Source organism: Sphingomonas sp. CARO-RG-8B-R24-01, from assembly GCF_022662295.1.
Lineage (GTDB): Bacteria > Pseudomonadota > Alphaproteobacteria > Sphingomonadales > Sphingomonadaceae > Sphingomonas.
In genome coordinates this window covers 1-18,737 of the sequence record NZ_JAKNQI010000002.1, presented here as the reverse complement: position 1 = coordinate 18,737, position 18,737 = coordinate 1, and the positions used below count along the sequence as shown (strand labels likewise).

The window sequence follows — 18,737 nt, the reverse complement described above, 5'->3', positions numbered from 1 at the left end:
AGGCTTGCATCCAATTAACGATTGCGGAGCAGAGAGTTGATCCAGCGCTACACCCGAACGGCGATCGTCCTGCACTGGGCTATCGCGTTGCTCGTGCTGCTCAACATTGCCCTGGCGTGGAGTTGGCCGAACTTTCTTCCCGATGCGCAGGTCCGCCCGGCGATCGACCTGCACAAGTCGGTCGGGGTCACGATCCTCGGGCTCGCGCTCCTGCGGTTGCTATGGCGCTTCGGGCACCGCCCCCCGCCCTTCCCGCGCGGCTATGCACGGTGGGAAGTGAACGCGGCGCATGCCACGCATTTCCTGCTCTACGCGATCCTGTTCGCGATGCCGTTGACCGGCTGGATCATGGATTCGGCCTATGAACATGCGGCCGCAACGCCGATGTACTGGTTCGGCCTGTTCCAGTGGCCGCGGCTCGGCGTCATCATGAACCTCGACCCGGTGACCAAGAAGAGCGTCCACGACACGTTCGGCGCGGCCCACGAGCTTATTTCCTATCTCGTCTATGCCCTGTTCTTCATCCACCTCGTCGGCGCGTTGAAGCATCAGTGGCTCGACCGCACGCAGGAATTGCAGCGGATGTGGCCCGGGCGGCGGTAGCGTCGGACTATTTGCCGCGGCGCTGCTCGAACACCGCCTTGGACAGCGCGACGTGGACGCCCTTGTTGCGGTCGACCAGCTCGGTCACCTCGACATCGCCCGCGACGCTCAGCAGCATATAGGCGTCGTCGCGGGTCATGCCCTTCTCCGCGACGAGGAAGTCGATCATGTTGCGCAGCGCCTTGCGCGTCGCGTTGCTGAGATCGTCGTCGAACCCCATCGCGATATAGTGGGTCGGCGTCTCGGCGCGTGGATAGGACGTCAGCTGGCGCTTGTGCAGGATGAACTGTAGCCGCCCGGTGAGCGAGGTTTCGAGCGCGGTGATATCGACCTCGCCATTGCCCTGCGCGGCATGGCCGTCGCCGACCTGGAACAGCGCGCCCGCGGCATGGACCGGGAGGAACAACGTCGTCCCCGCCACCAGCGCCTTGTCGTCCATGTTGCCGCCGTTGATCGTCGGCGGCGCGCTGTCATAACGCCCGAACGACGGCGGGGGCGCGACCCCCATGCTGCCGAAGAAGGGATGGAGCGGCACCGTGATGCCGGGCCCGAACCGCGCGACCATCGCCTTGGCGTCGAGCGGGACGATCTTGGTGCGGGCGTAGGGGAAGTCGTCGGTCAGGAACCCGGCCCCATAACGGAAGCCGTTATAGGCATAAGGGACCGCGAGATCGACCTTGAGGATCCGGACCTCGAGCGTGTCGCCGGGCTCCGCCCCCGCGATCGCAATCGGTCCGGTCAGGATATGGCCACCCGGGCCGCGCTCGGACGCCGGGACGCCGGCGAATACGGCGCGTAGCGCCGGTTCGACGTCGGCAGGCGCTACGCCCGCCTTCTCGAGCCCGGTCGGGCTGTTGGTGAGCAGTGTGTGGACGATCACCGTATCGCCCGAATCGATCGTCAGGACGGGCTTGGAGGTCGCATCGTAATGCCCCCAGGCGACGGTCGTCGGGGTCGCCGGCAAATCGACCGTTCTCGCCGCAAGCGGCGCCGCCACAATCAGCCCCATAACCGCCGCCAGATACCGCATCCGCTTGTCCCCATTCGCTTTTCGATGCGACCGAGGATGGCGGATGCCGCCGTCAGCGTCCAGCCAGGATCGCCGCGATCGCCTCGGCCACCCCATCGTCATTGTTGCTCGCGACGACATGGGTCGCCTTGGCGCGGACCGGTTCCGGCCCCTGCCCCATGGCGTAGGAAATCGCGGCGCGGGCGAACATCGGCAGGTCGTTCGCCTGATCGCCGAACACCGCGATCTGGTCGAGTGGAACGCCCATCGCCTCCGACAATGCCGTCAAGCCATCGCCCTTGTTCCCCGACAGCGGGGTGACGTCGAGATAGTAAGTCTGCGACTGGACGATCGTCGCGGCATCCGCGAACCGGTCCATCCGCCCGCGCAGGTCGATCAGCAGGTCGGGATCGTCGCTGACGAAGGTGATCTTGTCCGCCCGGTCGAGCAGGTCGGTGAAGTCCGTCGTGACGACCGGCTGCTGATTGGACGCGCGGCGTTCGCTGTCGACATGGCCGCCGACGTCCGTGGTCGCATACCATTGGTCGTCGGCGAACACCCAGGTGTCGACCGCAGCGCCCTTAGCCGCGGCCAGCGTGCCGTCGACCACCGCCCGGTCGATCCGGTCCGCGTTGAGCACCGTGCCGTCGCGTTTGAACAGCGTACCGCCGTTGAAGGCGCCCATCGGCGCGTCGATCCAGAGCGTCTCGGCAATCGGCATCATCCCCGAACGCGGCCGCGCGCTGATGATGCTGAACCCGATGCCGGCGGCGCGCAGCTTCGCGACCGCCGCCTGGACGCCAGGCGTGACCTGCTTCTTGCCGTCGACCAGCGTCCCGTCGACGTCGGAGACGACCAGCCTGATCGTCCCGGTCTCGTGCTGCCGATCGCTCACTGCGGCATCTCGACATGCCCGCCGAAGCCGAAGCGCATCGCCGACAGCAACTTGTCGCCGAACGTATGATCGACGCGGCTGCGGTAGCGCGCGAACAGTGCTGCCGACAGGACGTAGACGGGGACCGCCTCTTCCATCGCCGCCTCGACCGTCCAATGCCCCTCGCCCGAATCCGCAACCTTGCCGGAGAACTGCTCGAGCGACTGGTCCTTCGCCAGTGCCGATGCCGAAAGATCGAGCAGCCATGACGAAATCACCGATCCGCGCCGCCACACTTCGGCGATGTCGGTCAAGTTGAGATCGAAGCGCTCGTCCTCGGGGAGCTTGTCGGACGCCTTGCCCTTGAGCACGTCGAAGCCCTCGGCATAGGCCGCCATCAGCCCGTATTCGATGCCGTTGTGGACCATCTTGACGAAGTGGCCCGCGCCCGGGGCGCCCGCATGGATATAGCCCTGCTCGGCGCGCGGGTCTTCCTTGTCGACGTTGCGGTCGGGGGTGCGCGCGATCGTGCCCATGCCCGGTGCCAGCACCGCGAGGATCGGGTCGATATGGTCGACCGCCTCCTTCTCGCCGCCGATCATCATGCAGAAGCCGCGTTCCAGGCCCCAGACGCCGCCCGACGTGCCGACGTCGACATAGCGGATGCCCTTTTCCGCGAGCATCTTCGCACGGCGGATATCGTCCTTGTAGAAGCTGTTGCCGCCGTCGATCACGATATCGCCCGCCTTGGCGAAGCCGCCGATCGTCGCGACGGTCTGCTCGGTCGGGTCGCCCGCCGGGAGCATTACCCAGTAGATAGCGGGACTGTCGAGCTTGCCGGCCATGTCTTCCAGTGACGTGGCACCGACCGACCCGTCGCCGACGAGCTTTTCGACTGCCGCGGTGTCGCGGTCGAACACGACCGTCTCGTGCCCCGCGCGCATGATCCGGCGCGCGATGTTGCCGCCCATTCGGCCAAGGCCGATGATACCGATTTTCATGTCGCGCGCACTCCTGAGGGGATCCGAGAAAAAAACGTCCGCCCCGGAGAGTTCCGGGACGGACGGCTAAACGTGCAAGGTCGCTTTAGGCTGCAACCGGATGCTTGGCAGCGATCGCGCCGAGCAGATCGTCGAACGCCTTGGAGAAGGAAGCGACGCCCTCGTCGACCAGTTCGTCGGTGACGCCGTCGAGATCGAGCCCGAGGCGTTCAGCTTCGGACAGGACATGGCGGGCACCCGCGATATCCTGCGTCAGCGTTTCGGTCGCGGTCCCGCGCAGGCGGTAGGCGTCGAGCGTCTTCGGCGGGATCGTGTTGACCGTGTCCTTGCCGATCAGCGAGTCGAGATACAGCGTGTCGGGATAGTCCGGGTTCTTCGTCCCGGTCGATGCCCACAACAGCCGCTGGACCTGCGCACCCTTGGCCGCGAGCGCCTGCCAGCGCGACGACTTGATGAACTCCTCATACCACGCATAGGCCAGCTTGGCGTTGGCGATCGCGACCTTGCCCTTGAGCGGCTTGGCGGCATCGCCACCGACTCCGGCGTCGATCTTGTCGTCGATCTTCGAATCGATCCGGCTGACGAAGAAGCTCGCGACGCTGGCGATCCGGTCGATCGGCTCGCCGCGTGCGGCGCGCTTTTCGAGACCCTCGACATAGGCTTCCGCCACCGCCTGATACGCGCTCTGCGAGAACAGCAGCGTGACGTTGACGTTGATCCCGGCGTCGATCGTCGCTGCGATCGCGGGGACGCCAGCCGGCGTGCCCGGGATCTTGATCATCACGTTGGGCCGGTTGACTGCCTTCCACAGCTTCTGTGCTTCGGCGATCGTCGCATCGGTGTCGTTCGCCAAATAGGGCGAGACCTCGAGGCTGACATAACCATCCTTCGCATCGAGCCGGTCATAGACCGGGCGCAGCGTGTCCGCCGCCGCCTGGATGTCGAGGATCGCGAGATGCTCGTACCGGTCGATCGTCGGCGCGTCGGGGTTGGACTTGTCATAGGCGGCGAGCTCGGCGTCATACGCGTCGCCATGCCCCATCGCCTTCTCGAAGATCGACGGGTTGGAGGTCACGCCGGTCAGCGCGTCCTCGTCGACCATCTTCTGAAGGCTGCCCTCGGCGAGGAACTTCTTCTCGACGAAATCGAGCCAGACTGCCTGGCCAAGCGCGGCCAGTTCGTTGAGCTTGCCCATCAGTTCTTCTCCCGCAGTTCGTTGGCGATCTTCACGATGTGCTCGACCGTGAAGCCGTATTTGTCCTGGAGTTTGGCGATCGGCGCGGACGCCCCGAAGGTCGCCATCGTCACGGTCTTGCCGTCGAGCCCGACATAGCGATCCCAGCCGATCTCGCCCGCCATCTCGATCGCGATGCGCGCCTTGACGCTCCTGGGCAGGACCGATTCCTTGTACGCCGCATCCTGCAGCTCGTAGCGATGCCAGCTCGGCATCGACACGACGCGCGAGGCGACGCCGCTTTCCTTGAGCTTCTCGTGCGCCGCGACTGCGAGCGAGACTTCTGAACCGGTCGCGATCAGGATGACCTCCGGGTTCTCGTCGCCGTCGAGGACATAGGCGCCCTTCTTGAGCCCATCGGCGCTTGCGTACTTCGTACGGTCGAGCGTCGGCAAAGCCTGGCGCGACAGGACCAATGCGGTCGGATGGCTCGCATCCTCGACCACGGCGCGCCACGCGGCGGCGACTTCGTTCGCGTCGCCCGGACGGATCGTATCGAGCCCCGGGATCGCGCGCAGCGTCGCGAGATGCTCGATCGGCTGATGGGTCGGGCCGTCTTCGCCGACGCCGATCGAGTCATGCGTGAACACCCAGACCGAGCCAACTTCCATGATCGCCGACAGGCGGATCGGCGCGCGCATGTAATCGCAGAACACCAGGAAGGTGGAGCCATAGCCGCGCAGGTGCGACAGCGTCATGCCGTTGACGATCGCGCCCATGCCATGCTCGCGCACGCCGAAGTGGAAGTTGGTCCCGCCGTAATTGTCCGCCTCAAACGAAGGCGCACCCTTGATGTCGGTCTTGGTCGACGGCGCGAGATCGGCGGAACCGCCGAGCAGCCACGGCAGCTTCGGCGCGATCGCGTTGAGCACCTTGCCCGACGAATCGCGCGAGGCGACGCCCTTGGCATCGGCTTCGAAGACGGGAATGTCGGCGTCCCAGCCGTCCGGCAAGCTGTCCGACAGCATAGAATCGAGCATGTTGGCGAGCTCGGGATGCGCCGCGCGATATTCGACGACCTTGGCTTCCCATTCCTGCCGCAGCGGGCCGGCGCGGTCCAGCATCGACGCCTTGAAGCGCTCGGCGACGCCTTCGGGGACGTAGAACTGCTTGTCTTCGGGCCAGCCGTAGGCCTGCTTGGTCAGGCGCACGTTCTCAACGCCGAGCGGCTCACCATGGGCCTTTTCGCTGCCCGCCTTGGGGCTGCCATAGCCGATCACCGAATGGACGACGATGAAGGTCGGCTTGTCGGTGGTCGCCTTGAACGTCTCCAGCGCCGCGCTCAGCGCCGCCGTGTCGTTCGCATCGTCGACGTGGATCACGTTCCAGCCGTAAGCGACGAAGCGCGCGCCGACGTCTTCGTCGAACGCGAGCGCGGTGTTGCCCTCGATCGAGATGTGGTTGCTGTCGTAGATCCAGCACAGGTTGGACAGCTTGAGATGCCCGGCGACCGAAGCCGCCTCGGCCGAAACGCCCTCCATCATGTCGCCATCGCCGCACAGCGCGTAGACGTCATGGTCGAACAGCGTGAAATTCGGCTGGTTGAACTTCGCCGCCAGCCAGCGCTCGGCGATCGCCATGCCGACCGAATTGCCGCAACCCTGGCCGAGCGGACCGGTGGTAGTCTCGACGCCCGTCGTGTGACGATATTCGGGATGGCCCGGGGTCTTCGAATCGAGTTGGCGGAACTGCTCGAGGTCGTGGAGGCTGAGCGCGGGCTTGCCGGTCTTGTTGCCCTCGGCATCGATCTCCTCGATCCCGGCAAGGTGGATCAGCGAATAGAGCAGCATCGACGCATGGCCGACCGACAGGACGAAGCGGTCGCGGTTGGGCCAGTCGGGCGTGGTCGGGTCGTAGCGCAGGAACTTGGTCCACAGCGTCTGGCCGACCGGAGCGAGCGCCATCGGCGTGCCTGGGTGCCCGGAATTGGCGGCCTGTACCGCATCCATCGAAAGCGTGCGGATCGTGTCGATCGCGAGCCGATCCGGGCTGCCGTCTTCGTGGACGCCGGCGGCTGCGGCGGGCTGGGTCTGGGTATCGGCCATGAAGGGGGTTCGCCTTATCGTTTCGCCCTGAACGCTCGCGCGTCGGTCGGGTTGCGGTGGTGAGCGGGCTTTAATCTGCAGTTGCGTCGCGTTCCAGTCGCGTCACGACGCCGTGGTCCGCAATATAGGTAGCGGACACCTCGGTTAAAAACAGGCCGTGCCCCAAAGCGCCGGGAATCGTGCTGATTTCGGCGGCAAGGCGGGCATGGTCCGCGTCAGGCGGAAAAGCGCAGTCGAGCACGACATTGCCCTGATCCGTGGCGAACCCGGCCCGCTGCGTCACCACGGCGCCAGCCGCGGCGAGTCGGTCGGCGACGAACGCCGTGGCGAACGGCAGCACCTCGACCGGGATCGGCGCGGCTCCGATCGCGGCGACGCGTTTCGATGCGTCGGCGATCACGATCATCCGGGCGCTGGCGGCGGCGACGACCTTCTCGCGCAGCATCGCACCGCCCGCGCCCTTGATCGCGCGGAGCCGCGAATCGATCTCGTCCGCGCCGTCGATCGTCAGGTCGATTCGCGCCGGGAGATCGATCAGCGCGATCCCCGCAGCGCGCGCGGCCGCGGCGCTGGCCAGGCTGGTCGGGACCGCGCGGATATCGAGCCGCCGTTCGCCAAGGGCAGTGATCGCGAACGCCGCGGTCGACCCGGTGCCGAGCCCGACGATCATCCCGGCGCGGACTTCCTCGATCGCGGCGAGGGCGGCCGCGCGCTTGTCGGACTCGTTCATGGGCGTGCCTTAGCACCACGGCGGGGCACGGGAACCCGGGAAAGGCGCGGACACGGCATTCCGCTACCCCTCGACAGGGGGCGAGGGGCAAGATGGCTTCAGGGCGGCCGCGTCCTCCGCAAATTCCACTGGCTCCCTGCGCGTCGGCAGGGCAAAGCCCCGGTCCATGTTCGAGAAAATCCTGGCCACGCTCGCCACCTTCACCATCTGGGTCATTTCCAGCGGCGGCTATGTCGGCATCGCGCTGCTGATGGCGATCGAGTCGGCGTGCATCCCGCTGCCGTCCGAGATCATCATGCCGTTCGCCGGCTATCTCGTCTCGGTCGGGCGGTTCAACCTGTACCTCGCCGCGACCGCCGGCGCGATCGGGTGCAATCTGGGGTCGATCGTCGCGTATGAGATCGGGAAACGCGGTGGACGCCCGCTCGCCGAGCGCTGGGGCCGGTACGTGCTGGTCGGGCCGGGCGAGCTCGATACGGCGGATCGGTTCTTCGCGCGGTTCGGCGGGCTGGCGGTGCTGATCGGCCGGCTGCTGCCGGTGGTCCGCTCGTTCATCGCCTTTCCCGCCGGCGTCGCGCGGATGCCGCTGATCCCGTTCCACCTCTACACGTTCCTCGGCTCGTGGCCGTGGTGCTTCGGGCTCGCCTGGGTCGGCATGACGCTCGGCGACAAGTGGAACAGCGACCCGCGGATCAAGGCGGCATTCCACAGCGCCGATCTCGTGATCGGGATCGTGCTGATCGCGGCGGTCGGTTTCTACATCTGGCACCGTGTACGCGGCTTGAAGCGGCGCTGACGCATCCCGACATCCTTTTCATGGCAGACGCGTAACTTCGCCGGTGCGGCCGACGAATAGCATGCTGCTCCAGAAAAGGTTTTCGCGATGCTCAAGCCCGTTCTCATCACCGCCGCCCTGGCCGGCGCCGCCGCGTTCGTTTTCGCCGGTGGCGCGGCGCAAGCCGAACGCGCCGTTCCGATCCCAGCCGCCGCGGCCGACGTGACCGGCGTTTCGGGGCCGCAGACCGCCGTCTTCGCGGGTGGCTGCTTCTGGGGCATGGAAGCGGTGTTCGAACATGTGAAGGGCGTGCGCCAGGTCACCGCGGGCTATGCCGGCGGCACGCGCGACACCGCAACCTACGACCAGGTCTCGACCGAGACGACTCGCCATGCCGAAGCGATCCGCGTCGTCTATGACCCGGTCAAGGTCAGCTATGCGACGCTGCTGCGGGTCTATTTCTCGATCGCGCACAATCCGACCGAGCTCAACCGGCAGGGTCCGGACAGCGGCCTGAGCTATCGCTCGGCGATCTTCCCGCAGACGCCCGCCCAGCGCGGCGTCGCGGCGGCCTATATCGCGCAACTCGGCAAGGCACATGCCTTCCCCAAGCCGATCGTCACGAAGATCGAGACCGGCGGGTTCTTCCCGGCCGAGGCCTATCACCAGAACTTCTTCGACCGGAACCCCAACCACCCGTATATCGTGACGTTCGACAAGCCGAAGGTCGCGGCGTTCCGTGCCGGGTTCCCGCAGCTGGCGAGCTGAGGGAAGCTATTCCACCCCTATCTGCTACTTCCCCGGCGAAGGCCGGGGCCCAGTAGCGAGACCGAAGAATGCAGGTGGCTGCGCTTCGTTACCTCGGCCACCTCGACTGGGCCCCGGCCTCCGCCGGGGAAGGTATCTAAAAGAACTAAAGTCCTAAGCCGCCAGCCGAAACCGCAGCAACCGGTCCTCGACCGGGATCAGCGCCTCCGCGCCCTTCCCCACCGCGCGGACGATCTCGGGATGCTGCGCGTCCAGCCCGCCGGTAAGCGCGCCGAACGCCGGCAGGATCAGCTTGGTCGGCGTCGCGACGAAACACCGCCGCGAGACATTCTGGCCGCGCACCCGCAGCCGCAGCTTGGGGTGGAAATGCCCGGAAAGTTCGGGCCGCGTCTCGGTCGGGTCGGCCTCGTGCCGCAGCACCAGGGCATCGACCACCGCCTCGTCGACCACCGCGCCGCCGCAGCGATCGACCAGCCCGCTGTCGTGGTTGCCCGTGATCCAGGTCCAGCGCGTCGCGCCGGTCAGCTCCCGCAACCGCTCCTGCGCGATCGCCGGGAGCCGATCGCACCCGCCGTCATCGTGAAAGCTGTCACCAAGGCACCAGACTTCCCGCGCGCCGGTCGCCGCGACGTCCTCCGACAGCCCGCCCAACGTGACAAGCGAGTCATACGGCGGCAGCATCTGGCCCCGCTGAGCGAACCAGCTCGCCTTTTCGAAATGCAGGTCGGCGACGAACAGCGCCGCGCGTTTCGCCCAGAACACGGCGCCGCTACGGAGCGCTAGCAAATCATGTCCGGCGAACGAAAAGGGAACCATGTCGCCGCCCATGCCTCAAAGGATGGCTTCATGCAACGTTCACGAAAGCGCTTGCGCTCCGTGTCCACAAGCGTAAAGCGCGCCGTCCTTCCCGGCAGGTCGCCCAACCCCTTATGTCTGCTGCCACCGCCACGTCCACCGCTTCCCCGTCGCATGGCGCGACGCCGCATCCCGCGTTGTTTGCGCTGACGATCGGCGCGATCGGCGTCGTGTTCGGCGATATCGGCACGAGCCCGCTCTACGCGTTTCGCGAGGCGCTCGAGCTGACCGCCAAGGACGGGCTCGACCCGGGCGAGATCCTCGGCGTGCTGAGCCTCGCGATCTGGTCGCTGATCCTCGTCGTGACGATCAAATATGTCGTCTTCCTGATGCGGATGGACAATCAGGGCGAAGGCGGCGTGCTCGCGCTGACCGCGCTCGCGCGGCGGGCGCTGGGCCGCCGGTCGCTGATCGCGCTGGTGCTGGGCGCGGCGGGCGCCTCGCTCTTCTATGGCGACGCGATCATTACCCCCGCCCTGTCGGTCCTGTCCGCGGTGGAAGGGTTGAAGACCATTCCGGGCATGGAAAACGTCTTCGACGAACAACTGATCCTGCTGATGACGATCGTCATCCTGATCGCGCTGTTCGCGATCCAGAGCCGCGGCACGGCGAGCGTCTCGCGCCTGTTCGGCCCGGTCTGCCTCGTCTGGTTCCTGGTGCTGGGCGCGCTCGGCCTGTGGCATATCGCGGACGAGCCCTCGATCCTGCGCGTCATCTCGCCGCATTACGGCGCGCTGTTCCTGCTGCACCACGGCGTGACCGGGCTGTTCGTGCTCGGCGCTGTCTTCCTGACGGTGACCGGCGCGGAAGCGCTGACGGCGGACATGGGGCATTTCGGTCGCCTGCCGATCCGGATCGGCTGGTTCGCGCTCGTCTTCCCGTGCCTGATCTGCAACTACCTCGGCCAGGGCGCCTTTGCGCTCAATGCGCTCGAGGCGGCGAAAGCGGCGGGGCAGCCGTTCCACAACCAGGACTGGTTCTTCCTGATGGCGCCCGTCGGCCTGCGCCCGTATCTGATCGTGCTCGCCATGGCGGCGACGGTGATCGCGAGCCAGGCGGTCATCACCGGCGCCTATTCGCTGACGCAGCAGGCGATCCAGCTCGGGCTGCTCCCCCGCCTCCGCATCCGCCAGACCTCGGCGACGCAGGCGGGACAGATCTACCTTCCCTCGATCAACTGGCTGCTGCTGTTCGGCGTGCTGGTGCTGGTCGTCCAGTTCCGCACCTCGTCCGCGATGGCGGCGGCGTACGGGATCGCGGTGACGGGGACGATGGTCGTCACCACGCTGCTCGCTTATATCGTGGTGCGGCATCGCTGGAACTGGGGCCGCCCGCTCGCGCTCGCGGTGATCCTGCCGTTCCTGACGCTCGACCTGATCTTCTTCGGTGCGAACATCCTGCGCGTGATCGAGGGCGGCTGGGTGCCGCTGGTGGTCGCGGGCGCGATCGGGCTGGTCATCTATACCTGGAACCGCGGCCGCGGGATCGTCCGCGCGTTCGAGGCGCGGCAGAGCGTCCCGCTCGCCGACCTCGCCGCGGCGCTCGCCAAGCGCCCGCCCGAGCGGGTCGAGGGGACCGCGGTGTTCCTGACCGCCAACCCCGACAGCGCGCCGGGTGCGTTGCTGCACAACCTCAAGCACAACAAGGTGCTCCACGAGAAGAACCTGATCGTCAGCATCCGCACCGCCGACCGCCCCTCGGTCGCGCCCGAGGAACGCGCCGAGATCCGGCAGGTCGACCCTAATTTCACAATCGTCGTGCTGCATTACGGCTTCATGGAATCGCCCGACGTGCCACGCGACCTCGGGCTCGAGGCGACGTCGCACAAGAAGGTGCTCAACCCTGCCAAGACGAGCTATTTCATCGGCCGCAACACGATCAAGCCCGCCGCTGACCAGGGGATGCCCTTGTGGCAGGACCGGATCTTCATGTTCCTCCAGCGCAACGCGAGCGACCCGACCGACTTCCTCAAGATCCCGCCGGGCAAGGTGCTGGAACTGGGCGAACAAGTTACGGTCTGAGGCGATCCTCGCAACGGTTGGGTACTCGGAAGGTTAGGGGAAAGTTAGGCGGAATGCGTTCCGCGTTCCGCGCCCCGGCCGGCGGAAGGTCGTCCCAGCGTTGCATTTTGCGGATCGGTGCCGAGCGTGTCGCGCGCGGCCGAGGCGCAGCGTTGCGCCCTGCGTGCAGGTGCGTGCCGACGGTTTCAAAGAGCGGGGACGAGCTATGGCAAATCCTCCGCTTGTAGGACAGGCTTCTGACCAGGGTGCGCGCAGCGGTGGCGGTGGCTGGAAACGACCACTTGCGGACATTGTCACCCGGTGACACTCTGACGGAATGCAAAGCTACCGTCGCTTACAAGTCGTTGCTTCGCTCTCCTTCTTACTCGTCGGTGCTTGCGACAGCCATCAGCTTAGCGAAGAAAAACGCGGACAAATTCGGACAGAAAGCATCAATGCGGACACCTGCTTGTCTGGTTTAGTTGTTCCAAGCAATCCCGAACTGGCTGCTAAATCAGCGATAGCACGGCATGATTATCGTCTTTTTAGATACTCTGAAAATGGCGAAGCTGCGGAGATCTACGAAGCCGGCTATGAGAGCTGCCATGGGAATGCACTGGAGATATACGGAAGTCCGTCGCCGCCTACGATCGATTTGGGGGCATATGACCGGGACACACTCTTCTTAGACGGGATAAGAGACCGATCCGTTCCGCGGCCGTGCGTTGCGGATTGCGATCAGCCGATATCAAAGTGCGGTCGCAAGCGACTAAGCTATGCCAGCCGGTATAACCACGCTGTAATTAATTCAGGCGTTCGTGGTGCGCAGCCGATATGCCGTAAGCCTAACGGTTCACTCGATCCTTTGCGCTAACGTCTGCTTGCCACCAACTTTCGCCGTTCAGCCTGACAAGTCGCGGCTGATTTTCAAAGGATCACTGCCCCCCTTCCGTCATCCCCGCGACGGCGGGGATCCATACTGGCTGGCGGCGCAGGACAGGACGGACGGTGCCAATGGATTCCCGCCTGCGCGGGAATGACGGACGGGTTTCGGACAGTCTCCCCTCCCCACCGTCATCTCCGCGAGGGCAGCGCCCCACCACACCACGACAATCTACTTCCGTCAGCCCCCGCCACACGCCACCGCCACACCGCACCCCACCTTTGACCGCAACGCCGCACCACAATAAGCGCAACACCACCGCTGCTCCGCGAGGATCGGCCCCGCTCGCAAGGAGGCGCTATGTCCGACGATTACGACCACGGCCGGCGCGATGGACTGCGGCTGGCGCTCGCCATCCTGTCGGCGGAGGAAGCGAAATGGGCCGCGCTGCTCGGGGAAAGCAAGTCGTGGCGGACCAACCAGATCCGCGAGGTCCGCCACAAAGCGTTGCAGGTCGCACAGAAGCGGATCCAGACCGTGCTGAACCGTCTGTCGCCCAAGGAGGAAAGCGGGATCAGCGACGAACTTGCAGCGGCCCTCGACATCGCGGGGCTGTGAGAAGCTCGCCGGGACGACGCTCGCCTACCCCGCATAAGCCTTCACCACGTCGAACAGATAATCCCGTCCATCGTACAGGGACTTGACGTTCATCCGCTCGTTCAGCCCGTGCGCGCGATTGATATCCGCCCCGATGAACAGCCCCGGCACGCCATAGACCGGGATCCCGATCGCCTCGAAGAAGACCCCGTCGGTCGCGCCGGTCGACATCAGGGGCAGGATCGCGATCCCCGGGAAATGTTTGGCCGCGACCGCCCTGGCGGGTCCGAGGATCTTGGGGTCGAGCGACGGCGGTACCGCCGTCGGGCGGACCGGCTGGTTGGCGGTGACGGTCACCTTGGGGCCGGCCAGTGCCTTCAGCCGGGCCAGCGTCGCATCGACCGTCTCGCCCGGGAAGATCCGGCAGTTGACGTTGGCGGTCGCGCGCTGCGGCAGGGCGTTTTCGGCATGGCCCGCGCTCAGCAGGGTCGCGACACAGGTCGTGCGCAGCATCGAATGATAGGTCTTGCTGGCACTGACCACCGCATTGGCCGCGCTGTCCGCCGGATCGGCCAGCAGGCGCTTGATCGCATCCGCCATCGGCCCGGGCTGCGCGGCGGCGTTTCCGGCAAAGAAGGCGCGCGTCGTGTCGGTGAACCGGATCGGGAATTCATAGCCCTGCACGGCCTTCAGCGCATCGGACAGTTCGTAGATGGCGTTGTCGGGGGTCGGCTGGCTGCTGTGCCCGCCGGGGTTGGTGGCGAGCAGCGTGAAGTTCTGCGCGGCCTTCTCGCCGACCTGGAGGAACAGCGTCTTGCGCTGCCCCTCTTCGGTCAGCAGTCCGCCGCCGCCCTCGTTGAGCGCGAATTCCGCGGCGATCAGGTCGGGCTTGTTCTTCGCCAGCCATTCGGCACCGTTGAAGGCGAAGGTCGTCTCCTCGCCACAGGTCAGCGCAAGCTTGATCGTGCGCTTTGGCCGATATCCGCCCGTCTTGAAGCGCACCATCGCGTCGGCCCAGATCGCGGCCTGCGCCTTGTCGTCGGTGCTGCCGCGCGCGTAATAATAGCCGCCGTCCTCGACCAGCGTGAACGGATCGCGAGTCCAGTCCTCACGCTTGGCCTCGACCACGTCGAGATGCGCCATCAGCAGCATCGGCTTGGCGCGCGCGTCACTGCCCTTCAGCATCGCGACCAGGCCGCCTTCCCTGGGGTGATCGGGCACCGAGAAATAGGTGATGTCGGAATCGGCGTAACCCGCCGTCTTCAGCCGTGCGCCGATCTGCGCCGCAGCCTGGGTGCAACTGCCCGAGGACAGCGTCGTGTTGGTTTCGACCAGTTCCTTGTAGACCTGGAAAAATGCCTTCTGGTCGGGGCGATCCTGCGCCGACGCGGCGGGTGCGAGCGACGCCCCGATGGCCGCGGTGCCGAGAAGGATCGCCAGAGTGATCGTGCGCATGGTGCCCCCTAAATGCTTATCGGGGGAGGCTAACGCGGTGCGCGGGGAACGCAACGGGTTCGTCCCCGGCGCGGCCTGCCGCCGGGCTGCGCTAGAGCGGCGCCGGGCCCGGCTTCGGCCGCGCGAGGTGCAGTTCGCGGTTGGCGAAGTCGATCCGCACCTGCCCGAACAGCCGCAGCGCATCCATCCCGAGGAGCAGGGCCGGCCGCTTGCCCAGCCCGAACCGCTCGAACGGGGCGGCGTCGGAAAACGCGATCGGCAGGTTCGCCAGGCCGATCTCGCCGATCCGCACGCCGGTGACCACGCCGTACTGCGCGTTCAGGATGGCGCCGGTAACGCTCAACAGACGAACCCCCGTCATCTGGCTGCTCGTCCTCGCGACCAGCCGCTGGAGCGCGACGTTGCCCATGCTGACGACCGACCCCGTGTCGATCACCACCCGGATCCGCCGTCCTTCATAGGTCGCATCGGTGACCACCAGCTGGCCGAACAGGCTGCGCGCCCGGATCACGATATCGTTCGGCCCGAAACGCTCGGCGCGAGTCCGCCGGGAGGCCGGCGACACCGTCATCGCCTGCCGCGCGAAGTCGATCGTCACCGCCTTGCCCTGGAGCGTATCGATCCCGACCAGCCCGTCCGCGCCGAGGTTGCGCCGTTGCAGGGCAGGTGCCTCGATCCGGTTCGCGACGAGCATCGCGCCGGCGCGCGGCAGGCCGACCACGATCTGCGGCACCAGGACGGTCGCCGTCCACATCGGCCCCGCCATCGCGGTGACCTTGACCGAGCGCCCCGGCGCAAGCCGCAACGTCGCGCCGAGCTCGCGTGACACCACGGTGCGTTCGGAGCCGGTGTCGACGATGAACCGGAACGGGCCCGCTGCCCCGATCGTCACCGGCACCGTCATGCGGTTCTCGCTGGTTCCGAATTCCAGCTCCTCGGCCGCCCGTTGCTGCGGGTCCGTCGGTGGCGGCGGCGACACGGTCTGGCCGGGGCTGAACAGCGCAGCCAGCGGGACGGCGAGGAACAGCGCCGGGATCATGCGCGAAAGATACGCTCGTTCCGGGTCGACAACAAGCGATCTCAATCGAGCCGCATCGCCTCCGCCGCCAGCACTTCCGCCTCCTCGAGCAGCGCATCGTCCGACAGCCCCTGCGCGACCTTCTCGCGGCCGATCAGCGTCAGCACCGGCACCGCGAGCGGCGAGATCCGCTCCAGGTCGACGTGCAGCATCGTGTCCGCCGCGCGGTCGAGCAGGCTGGCGAGCCGCCCGACATCGGTCATCCGCGCGCGCGCATCCGCCCAGGCGGCTTGCAACAGGATATGCGCGGGCTCGTACTTGCGCAGCACGTCGTAGATCAGGTCGGTCGAGAAGGTCACCTGCCGCCCGGTCTTGCGCTTCCCCGGGATCTGCCGCTCGACCAGCCCGCCGATCACCGCGACCTCGCGAAACGCGCGCTTGAGCAGCGCGGATTGCTGCACCCATTCGACGAATTCGTCCTCGAGGATATCGGGCGAGAACAAGGCGGCGGGATCGGTGATCGGATCGAGCCCGTAGCAGGCGAGCGCATAGTCGTTCGACACGAAGCCGATCGGCCGCAGCCCCTGCGTCTCCATCCGCCGCGTGACGAGCATGCCGAGCGACTGGTGCGCGTTCCAGCCTTCGAAGCTGTAGGCGACCATGTAATGCCGCCCCTCGCGCGGGAAGGTCTCGACCAGCAACTGCCCGGGGCGCGGCATCGTCGAGCGCGCCTGCTGCACCTCCAGCCATTCGCGCACGTCGTCCGGGAAGCGCGCCCATTCCGACGGATCGGCAAGGAATCCGCGCACGCGGTTGGCGAGGTTGGTCGACAGCGGCATCCGCGACCCACCATAGCTCGGGATCCGCGCCGGACGGGCGGTCGCGCGGACCACCAGATCCTCGGTGTCGATCCGCTCGACCTCCAGGCTCATGCCCGCAAAGAAGAAGGTGTCGCCCGGGCTCATCGTCGCGGCAAACGCTTCCTCGACCCGCCCCAGCGTCCGGCCGTTCTTGAAGCGGACGCTGAGCATCGTCGCCTCGACGATGATGCCCGCGTTGAGCCGGTGCTGGCCGATGAACTTGGGGTGCGTGATCCGCCACAGGCCATCCGCGTCCTGCGTCAGCCGCTTGAACTTGTCATAGGCCTGGAGCGCATAGCCGCCGTCGCTGACGAAGCGCAGCACCTGGTCGAACGTCTCGGCGGTCAGCGCGGAATAGGGCAAGGCCGAGCGGACCTCGTCGAGCAGGGCGGCCTGGTCGAACGGCGCGGCACAGGCGCAGGCCATGACATGCTGCGCGAGCACGTCGAGCGCGCCCGCACGGAACACGTCCTCGTCCAGCTCCCCCGCCTCGACCGCGTCGAGCGCGGCGCGCGCCTCGAGATATTCGAAGCGGTTGCCCGGCACGACGATCGCCTCGGACGATTCGTCCAACCGGTGGTTGGAGCGTCCGATCCGCTGCAGCAGCCGCGACGATCCCTTGGGTGCGCCCATCTGGATCACGCAATCGACGTCCCCCCAGTCGACGCCGAGATCGAGGCTCGCGGTCGCGACCAGCCCGCGCAGCCTGCCATCCGCCATCGCGCCCTCGACCTTGCGGCGCGCCTCGAGGCTCAGCGAACCGTGGTGGACGCCGAGCGGCAGGTTCATCGCATTGGCCTTCCACAGATCCTGGAAGATCAGCTCGGCAAGCGCGCGGGTGTTGCAGAAGACGATCGTGGTCTTGTGCGTCTCGATCTCGGCGATGACCTGCTCGGCGGCATAGCGCCCCGAATGGCCCGACCATGGAATCCGGCCCTCCGGCAGCAGGATCGCGATATTGGGTGGCGCGCCGGGGTCGCCGCGCACCAGCTGGACCGTATCGATGTCGCCATCGGGCGCGAGCCAGGCGCGATAGCCGTCGGGATCCGCGACCGTCGCCGACAGCGCGACCCGTCGCAGCCCGGGCGCGATCGTCTGGAGCCGCGCCATCCCGAGCGAGAGCAGGTCGCCACGCTTGCCGGTCGCGAAGGCGTGGACTTCGTCGACGACGATCGTGCGCAGGCCCGCAAACATCGTCGCGGCATCGGGGTAACTGAGCAACAGGCTGAGCGATTCGGGCGTGGTCAGCAGGATTTGCGGCGGGCGGATTCGCTGGCGCGCCTTGCGGTCGCTCGGCGTGTCGCCCGTGCGCGTCTCGATCCGGATGTCGAGCCCCATCTCCGCGACCGGCGCGAGCAGGTTGCGCTGGATGTCGACCGCCAGCGCCTTCAGGGGCGAAACGTAGAGCGTATGGAGCCCCTCGCTGGGCGTTTCGATCAGCTCGGCGAGCGTGGGGAGAAACCCCGCCAGCGTCTTGCCCGCCCCGGTGGTGGCGACGAGCAAGCCGTGCGCGCCGGACCGCGCGACCGCGAGCATGTCCAACTGGTGCCGGCGCGGTGCCCAGCCCTTTTCGGCGAACCAGTCGGTCAGGACAGCGGGAAGAGACGGCGCAGGATCAAGCACCTGTGTCATATGGGGCGTGCGGTGCGGCGGGGCTAGGATCGAATTGTTGGCAGCGTTCGGGCTCCCGGATTTGCAGATACCGGAAGCCGCTATCGTGCTCCTGCGCAGGCAGGAGCCCAGAGTTACGGGCGTGGCGTTTGCGACTCTGGGCTCCTGCCTACGCAGGAGCACGGTCGCGTGCGTCACTGCACCGCCCGCTCAGTTCTCCCACGCAGGCGGGAGCCCAGGGTTACGGGCGTAACGTCTGAAACTCTGGGCTCCTGCCTGCGCAGGAGCACGGTCGCGTGCGTCACGGCACCGCCCGCTCAGTTCTCCCGCGCAGGCGGGAGCCCAGGGTTACGGGCGTAACGTTTGAAACTCTGGGCTCCTGCCTGCGCAGGAGCACGGTCGGGTGCGTCACGGCACCG

16 protein-coding genes are annotated in these 18,737 nt (G+C 66.7%); 6 read left to right on the top strand and 10 right to left on the bottom strand.

The window, feature by feature from the left end:
* Window positions 1-36 precede the first annotated feature (36 nt).
* Window positions 37-603: a cytochrome b gene (locus L8G49_RS04775; protein ID WP_242139296.1), complete on the top strand. Its 567-nt coding sequence runs from the start codon at window positions 37-39 to the stop codon at window positions 601-603.
* Between the two features lie 7 nt (window positions 604-610).
* Here the strand turns inward: L8G49_RS04775 and L8G49_RS04770 are convergent, their stop codons facing one another.
* The 6 genes from L8G49_RS04770 to rpiA all read right to left on the bottom strand — a co-directional run bounded on the left by L8G49_RS04770 (window position 611) and on the right by rpiA (window position 7,496).
* The gene (locus L8G49_RS04770; protein WP_242139295.1) at window positions 611-1,633 is read right to left on the bottom strand and encodes an acetamidase/formamidase family protein; all 1,023 of its coding nucleotides are present in this window, start codon (window positions 1,631-1,633) and stop codon (window positions 611-613) included.
* A gap of 52 nt (window positions 1,634-1,685) precedes the next feature.
* Window positions 1,686-2,507, bottom strand: coding sequence for an HAD family hydrolase (locus L8G49_RS04765; RefSeq protein WP_242182877.1), 822 nt, complete (start codon window positions 2,505-2,507; stop codon window positions 1,686-1,688).
* On the bottom strand, window positions 2,504-3,487 hold the full coding sequence (gnd, locus tag L8G49_RS04760) for a phosphogluconate dehydrogenase (NAD(+)-dependent, decarboxylating) (RefSeq protein ID WP_242182875.1): 984 nt from the start codon (window positions 3,485-3,487) through the stop codon (window positions 2,504-2,506). Before gnd ends, L8G49_RS04765 begins: the two co-directional genes overlap by 4 nt.
* Before the next feature lie 85 nt (window positions 3,488-3,572).
* The gene (gene tal, locus L8G49_RS04755; RefSeq protein ID WP_242182873.1) at window positions 3,573-4,682 is read right to left on the bottom strand and encodes a transaldolase; all 1,110 of its coding nucleotides are present in this window, start codon (window positions 4,680-4,682) and stop codon (window positions 3,573-3,575) included.
* Window positions 4,682-6,766: a transketolase gene (gene tkt / locus L8G49_RS04750; RefSeq protein ID WP_242182871.1), complete on the bottom strand. Its 2,085-nt coding sequence runs from the start codon at window positions 6,764-6,766 to the stop codon at window positions 4,682-4,684. Before tkt ends, tal begins: the two co-directional genes overlap by 1 nt.
* Before the next feature lie 70 nt (window positions 6,767-6,836).
* Entirely contained in the window at window positions 6,837-7,496 is a 660-nt protein-coding gene (gene rpiA / locus L8G49_RS04745) for a ribose-5-phosphate isomerase RpiA (RefSeq protein ID WP_242182869.1), read from the bottom strand.
* Between the two features lie 166 nt (window positions 7,497-7,662).
* Here rpiA and L8G49_RS04740 point away from each other — a divergent pair, with 166 nt between their 5' ends.
* Complete coding sequence (locus L8G49_RS04740; RefSeq protein WP_242139289.1) at window positions 7,663-8,292, top strand: DedA family protein; 630 nt, start codon at window positions 7,663-7,665, stop codon at window positions 8,290-8,292.
* 87 nt (window positions 8,293-8,379) lie between these two features.
* Complete coding sequence (gene msrA, locus L8G49_RS04735) at window positions 8,380-9,039, top strand: peptide-methionine (S)-S-oxide reductase MsrA (RefSeq protein WP_242182867.1); 660 nt, start codon at window positions 8,380-8,382, stop codon at window positions 9,037-9,039.
* Window positions 9,040-9,192: 153 nt separating this feature from the next.
* Here the strand turns inward: msrA and pdeM are convergent, their stop codons facing one another.
* Window positions 9,193-9,855, bottom strand: coding sequence for a ligase-associated DNA damage response endonuclease PdeM (pdeM, locus tag L8G49_RS04730; protein ID WP_242182865.1), 663 nt, complete (start codon window positions 9,853-9,855; stop codon window positions 9,193-9,195).
* Between the two features lie 113 nt (window positions 9,856-9,968).
* Here pdeM and L8G49_RS04725 point away from each other — a divergent pair, with 113 nt between their 5' ends.
* From L8G49_RS04725 to L8G49_RS04715, 3 genes are all read left to right on the top strand, one after another.
* Window positions 9,969-11,915, top strand: a complete 1,947-nt coding sequence (locus tag L8G49_RS04725) for a potassium transporter Kup (protein WP_242139286.1) — start codon at window positions 9,969-9,971, stop codon at window positions 11,913-11,915.
* A 316-nt stretch (window positions 11,916-12,231) separates the two neighbouring features.
* On the top strand, window positions 12,232-12,768 hold the full coding sequence (locus L8G49_RS04720; RefSeq protein ID WP_242182863.1) for a hypothetical protein: 537 nt from the start codon (window positions 12,232-12,234) through the stop codon (window positions 12,766-12,768).
* A 369-nt stretch (window positions 12,769-13,137) separates the two neighbouring features.
* Window positions 13,138-13,395, top strand: a complete 258-nt coding sequence (locus tag L8G49_RS04715) for a hypothetical protein (RefSeq protein ID WP_242140436.1) — start codon at window positions 13,138-13,140, stop codon at window positions 13,393-13,395.
* A 24-nt stretch (window positions 13,396-13,419) separates the two neighbouring features.
* Here L8G49_RS04715 and L8G49_RS04710 read toward each other — a convergent pair whose 3' ends face one another.
* The 3 genes from L8G49_RS04710 to L8G49_RS04700 form a co-directional block, all read right to left on the bottom strand.
* Window positions 13,420-14,829, bottom strand: a complete 1,410-nt coding sequence (locus L8G49_RS04710; protein WP_242182861.1) for a M20/M25/M40 family metallo-hydrolase — start codon at window positions 14,827-14,829, stop codon at window positions 13,420-13,422.
* Between the two features lie 91 nt (window positions 14,830-14,920).
* Entirely contained in the window at window positions 14,921-15,868 is a 948-nt protein-coding gene (locus L8G49_RS04705; protein WP_242182858.1) for an aspartyl protease family protein, read from the bottom strand.
* A 41-nt stretch (window positions 15,869-15,909) separates the two neighbouring features.
* Window positions 15,910-18,339, bottom strand: coding sequence for a ligase-associated DNA damage response DEXH box helicase (locus L8G49_RS04700; RefSeq protein ID WP_277923106.1), 2,430 nt, complete (start codon window positions 18,337-18,339; stop codon window positions 15,910-15,912).
* Window positions 18,340-18,737 lie beyond the last annotated feature (398 nt).

Bases quoted from the DNA above. Each gene is read 5' to 3' on its own strand.
- L8G49_RS04700 (WP_277923106.1), bottom strand. From the start codon at position 18,339: ATGACACAGGTGCTTGATCCTGCGCCGTCTCTTCCCGCTGTCCTGACC.
- pdeM (WP_242182865.1), bottom strand. From the start codon at position 9,855: ATGGTTCCCTTTTCGTTCGCCGGACATGATTTGCTAGCGCTCCGTAGC.
- L8G49_RS04720 (WP_242182863.1), top strand. From the start codon at position 12,232: ATGCAAAGCTACCGTCGCTTACAAGTCGTTGCTTCGCTCTCCTTCTTA.
- gnd (WP_242182875.1), bottom strand. From the start codon at position 3,487: ATGAAAATCGGTATCATCGGCCTTGGCCGAATGGGCGGCAACATCGCG.
- tal (WP_242182873.1), bottom strand. From the start codon at position 4,682: ATGGGCAAGCTCAACGAACTGGCCGCGCTTGGCCAGGCAGTCTGGCTC.
- L8G49_RS04770 (WP_242139295.1), bottom strand. From the start codon at position 1,633: ATGCGGTATCTGGCGGCGGTTATGGGGCTGATTGTGGCGGCGCCGCTT.
- L8G49_RS04725 (WP_242139286.1), top strand. From the start codon at position 9,969: ATGTCTGCTGCCACCGCCACGTCCACCGCTTCCCCGTCGCATGGCGCG.
- L8G49_RS04740 (WP_242139289.1), top strand. From the start codon at position 7,663: ATGTTCGAGAAAATCCTGGCCACGCTCGCCACCTTCACCATCTGGGTC.
- msrA (WP_242182867.1), top strand. From the start codon at position 8,380: ATGCTCAAGCCCGTTCTCATCACCGCCGCCCTGGCCGGCGCCGCCGCG.
- L8G49_RS04705 (WP_242182858.1), bottom strand. From the start codon at position 15,868: ATGATCCCGGCGCTGTTCCTCGCCGTCCCGCTGGCTGCGCTGTTCAGC.
- L8G49_RS04710 (WP_242182861.1), bottom strand. From the start codon at position 14,829: ATGCGCACGATCACTCTGGCGATCCTTCTCGGCACCGCGGCCATCGGG.
- tkt (WP_242182871.1), bottom strand. From the start codon at position 6,766: ATGGCCGATACCCAGACCCAGCCCGCCGCAGCCGCCGGCGTCCACGAA.
- rpiA (WP_242182869.1), bottom strand. From the start codon at position 7,496: ATGAACGAGTCCGACAAGCGCGCGGCCGCCCTCGCCGCGATCGAGGAA.
- L8G49_RS04715 (WP_242140436.1), top strand. From the start codon at position 13,138: ATGTCCGACGATTACGACCACGGCCGGCGCGATGGACTGCGGCTGGCG.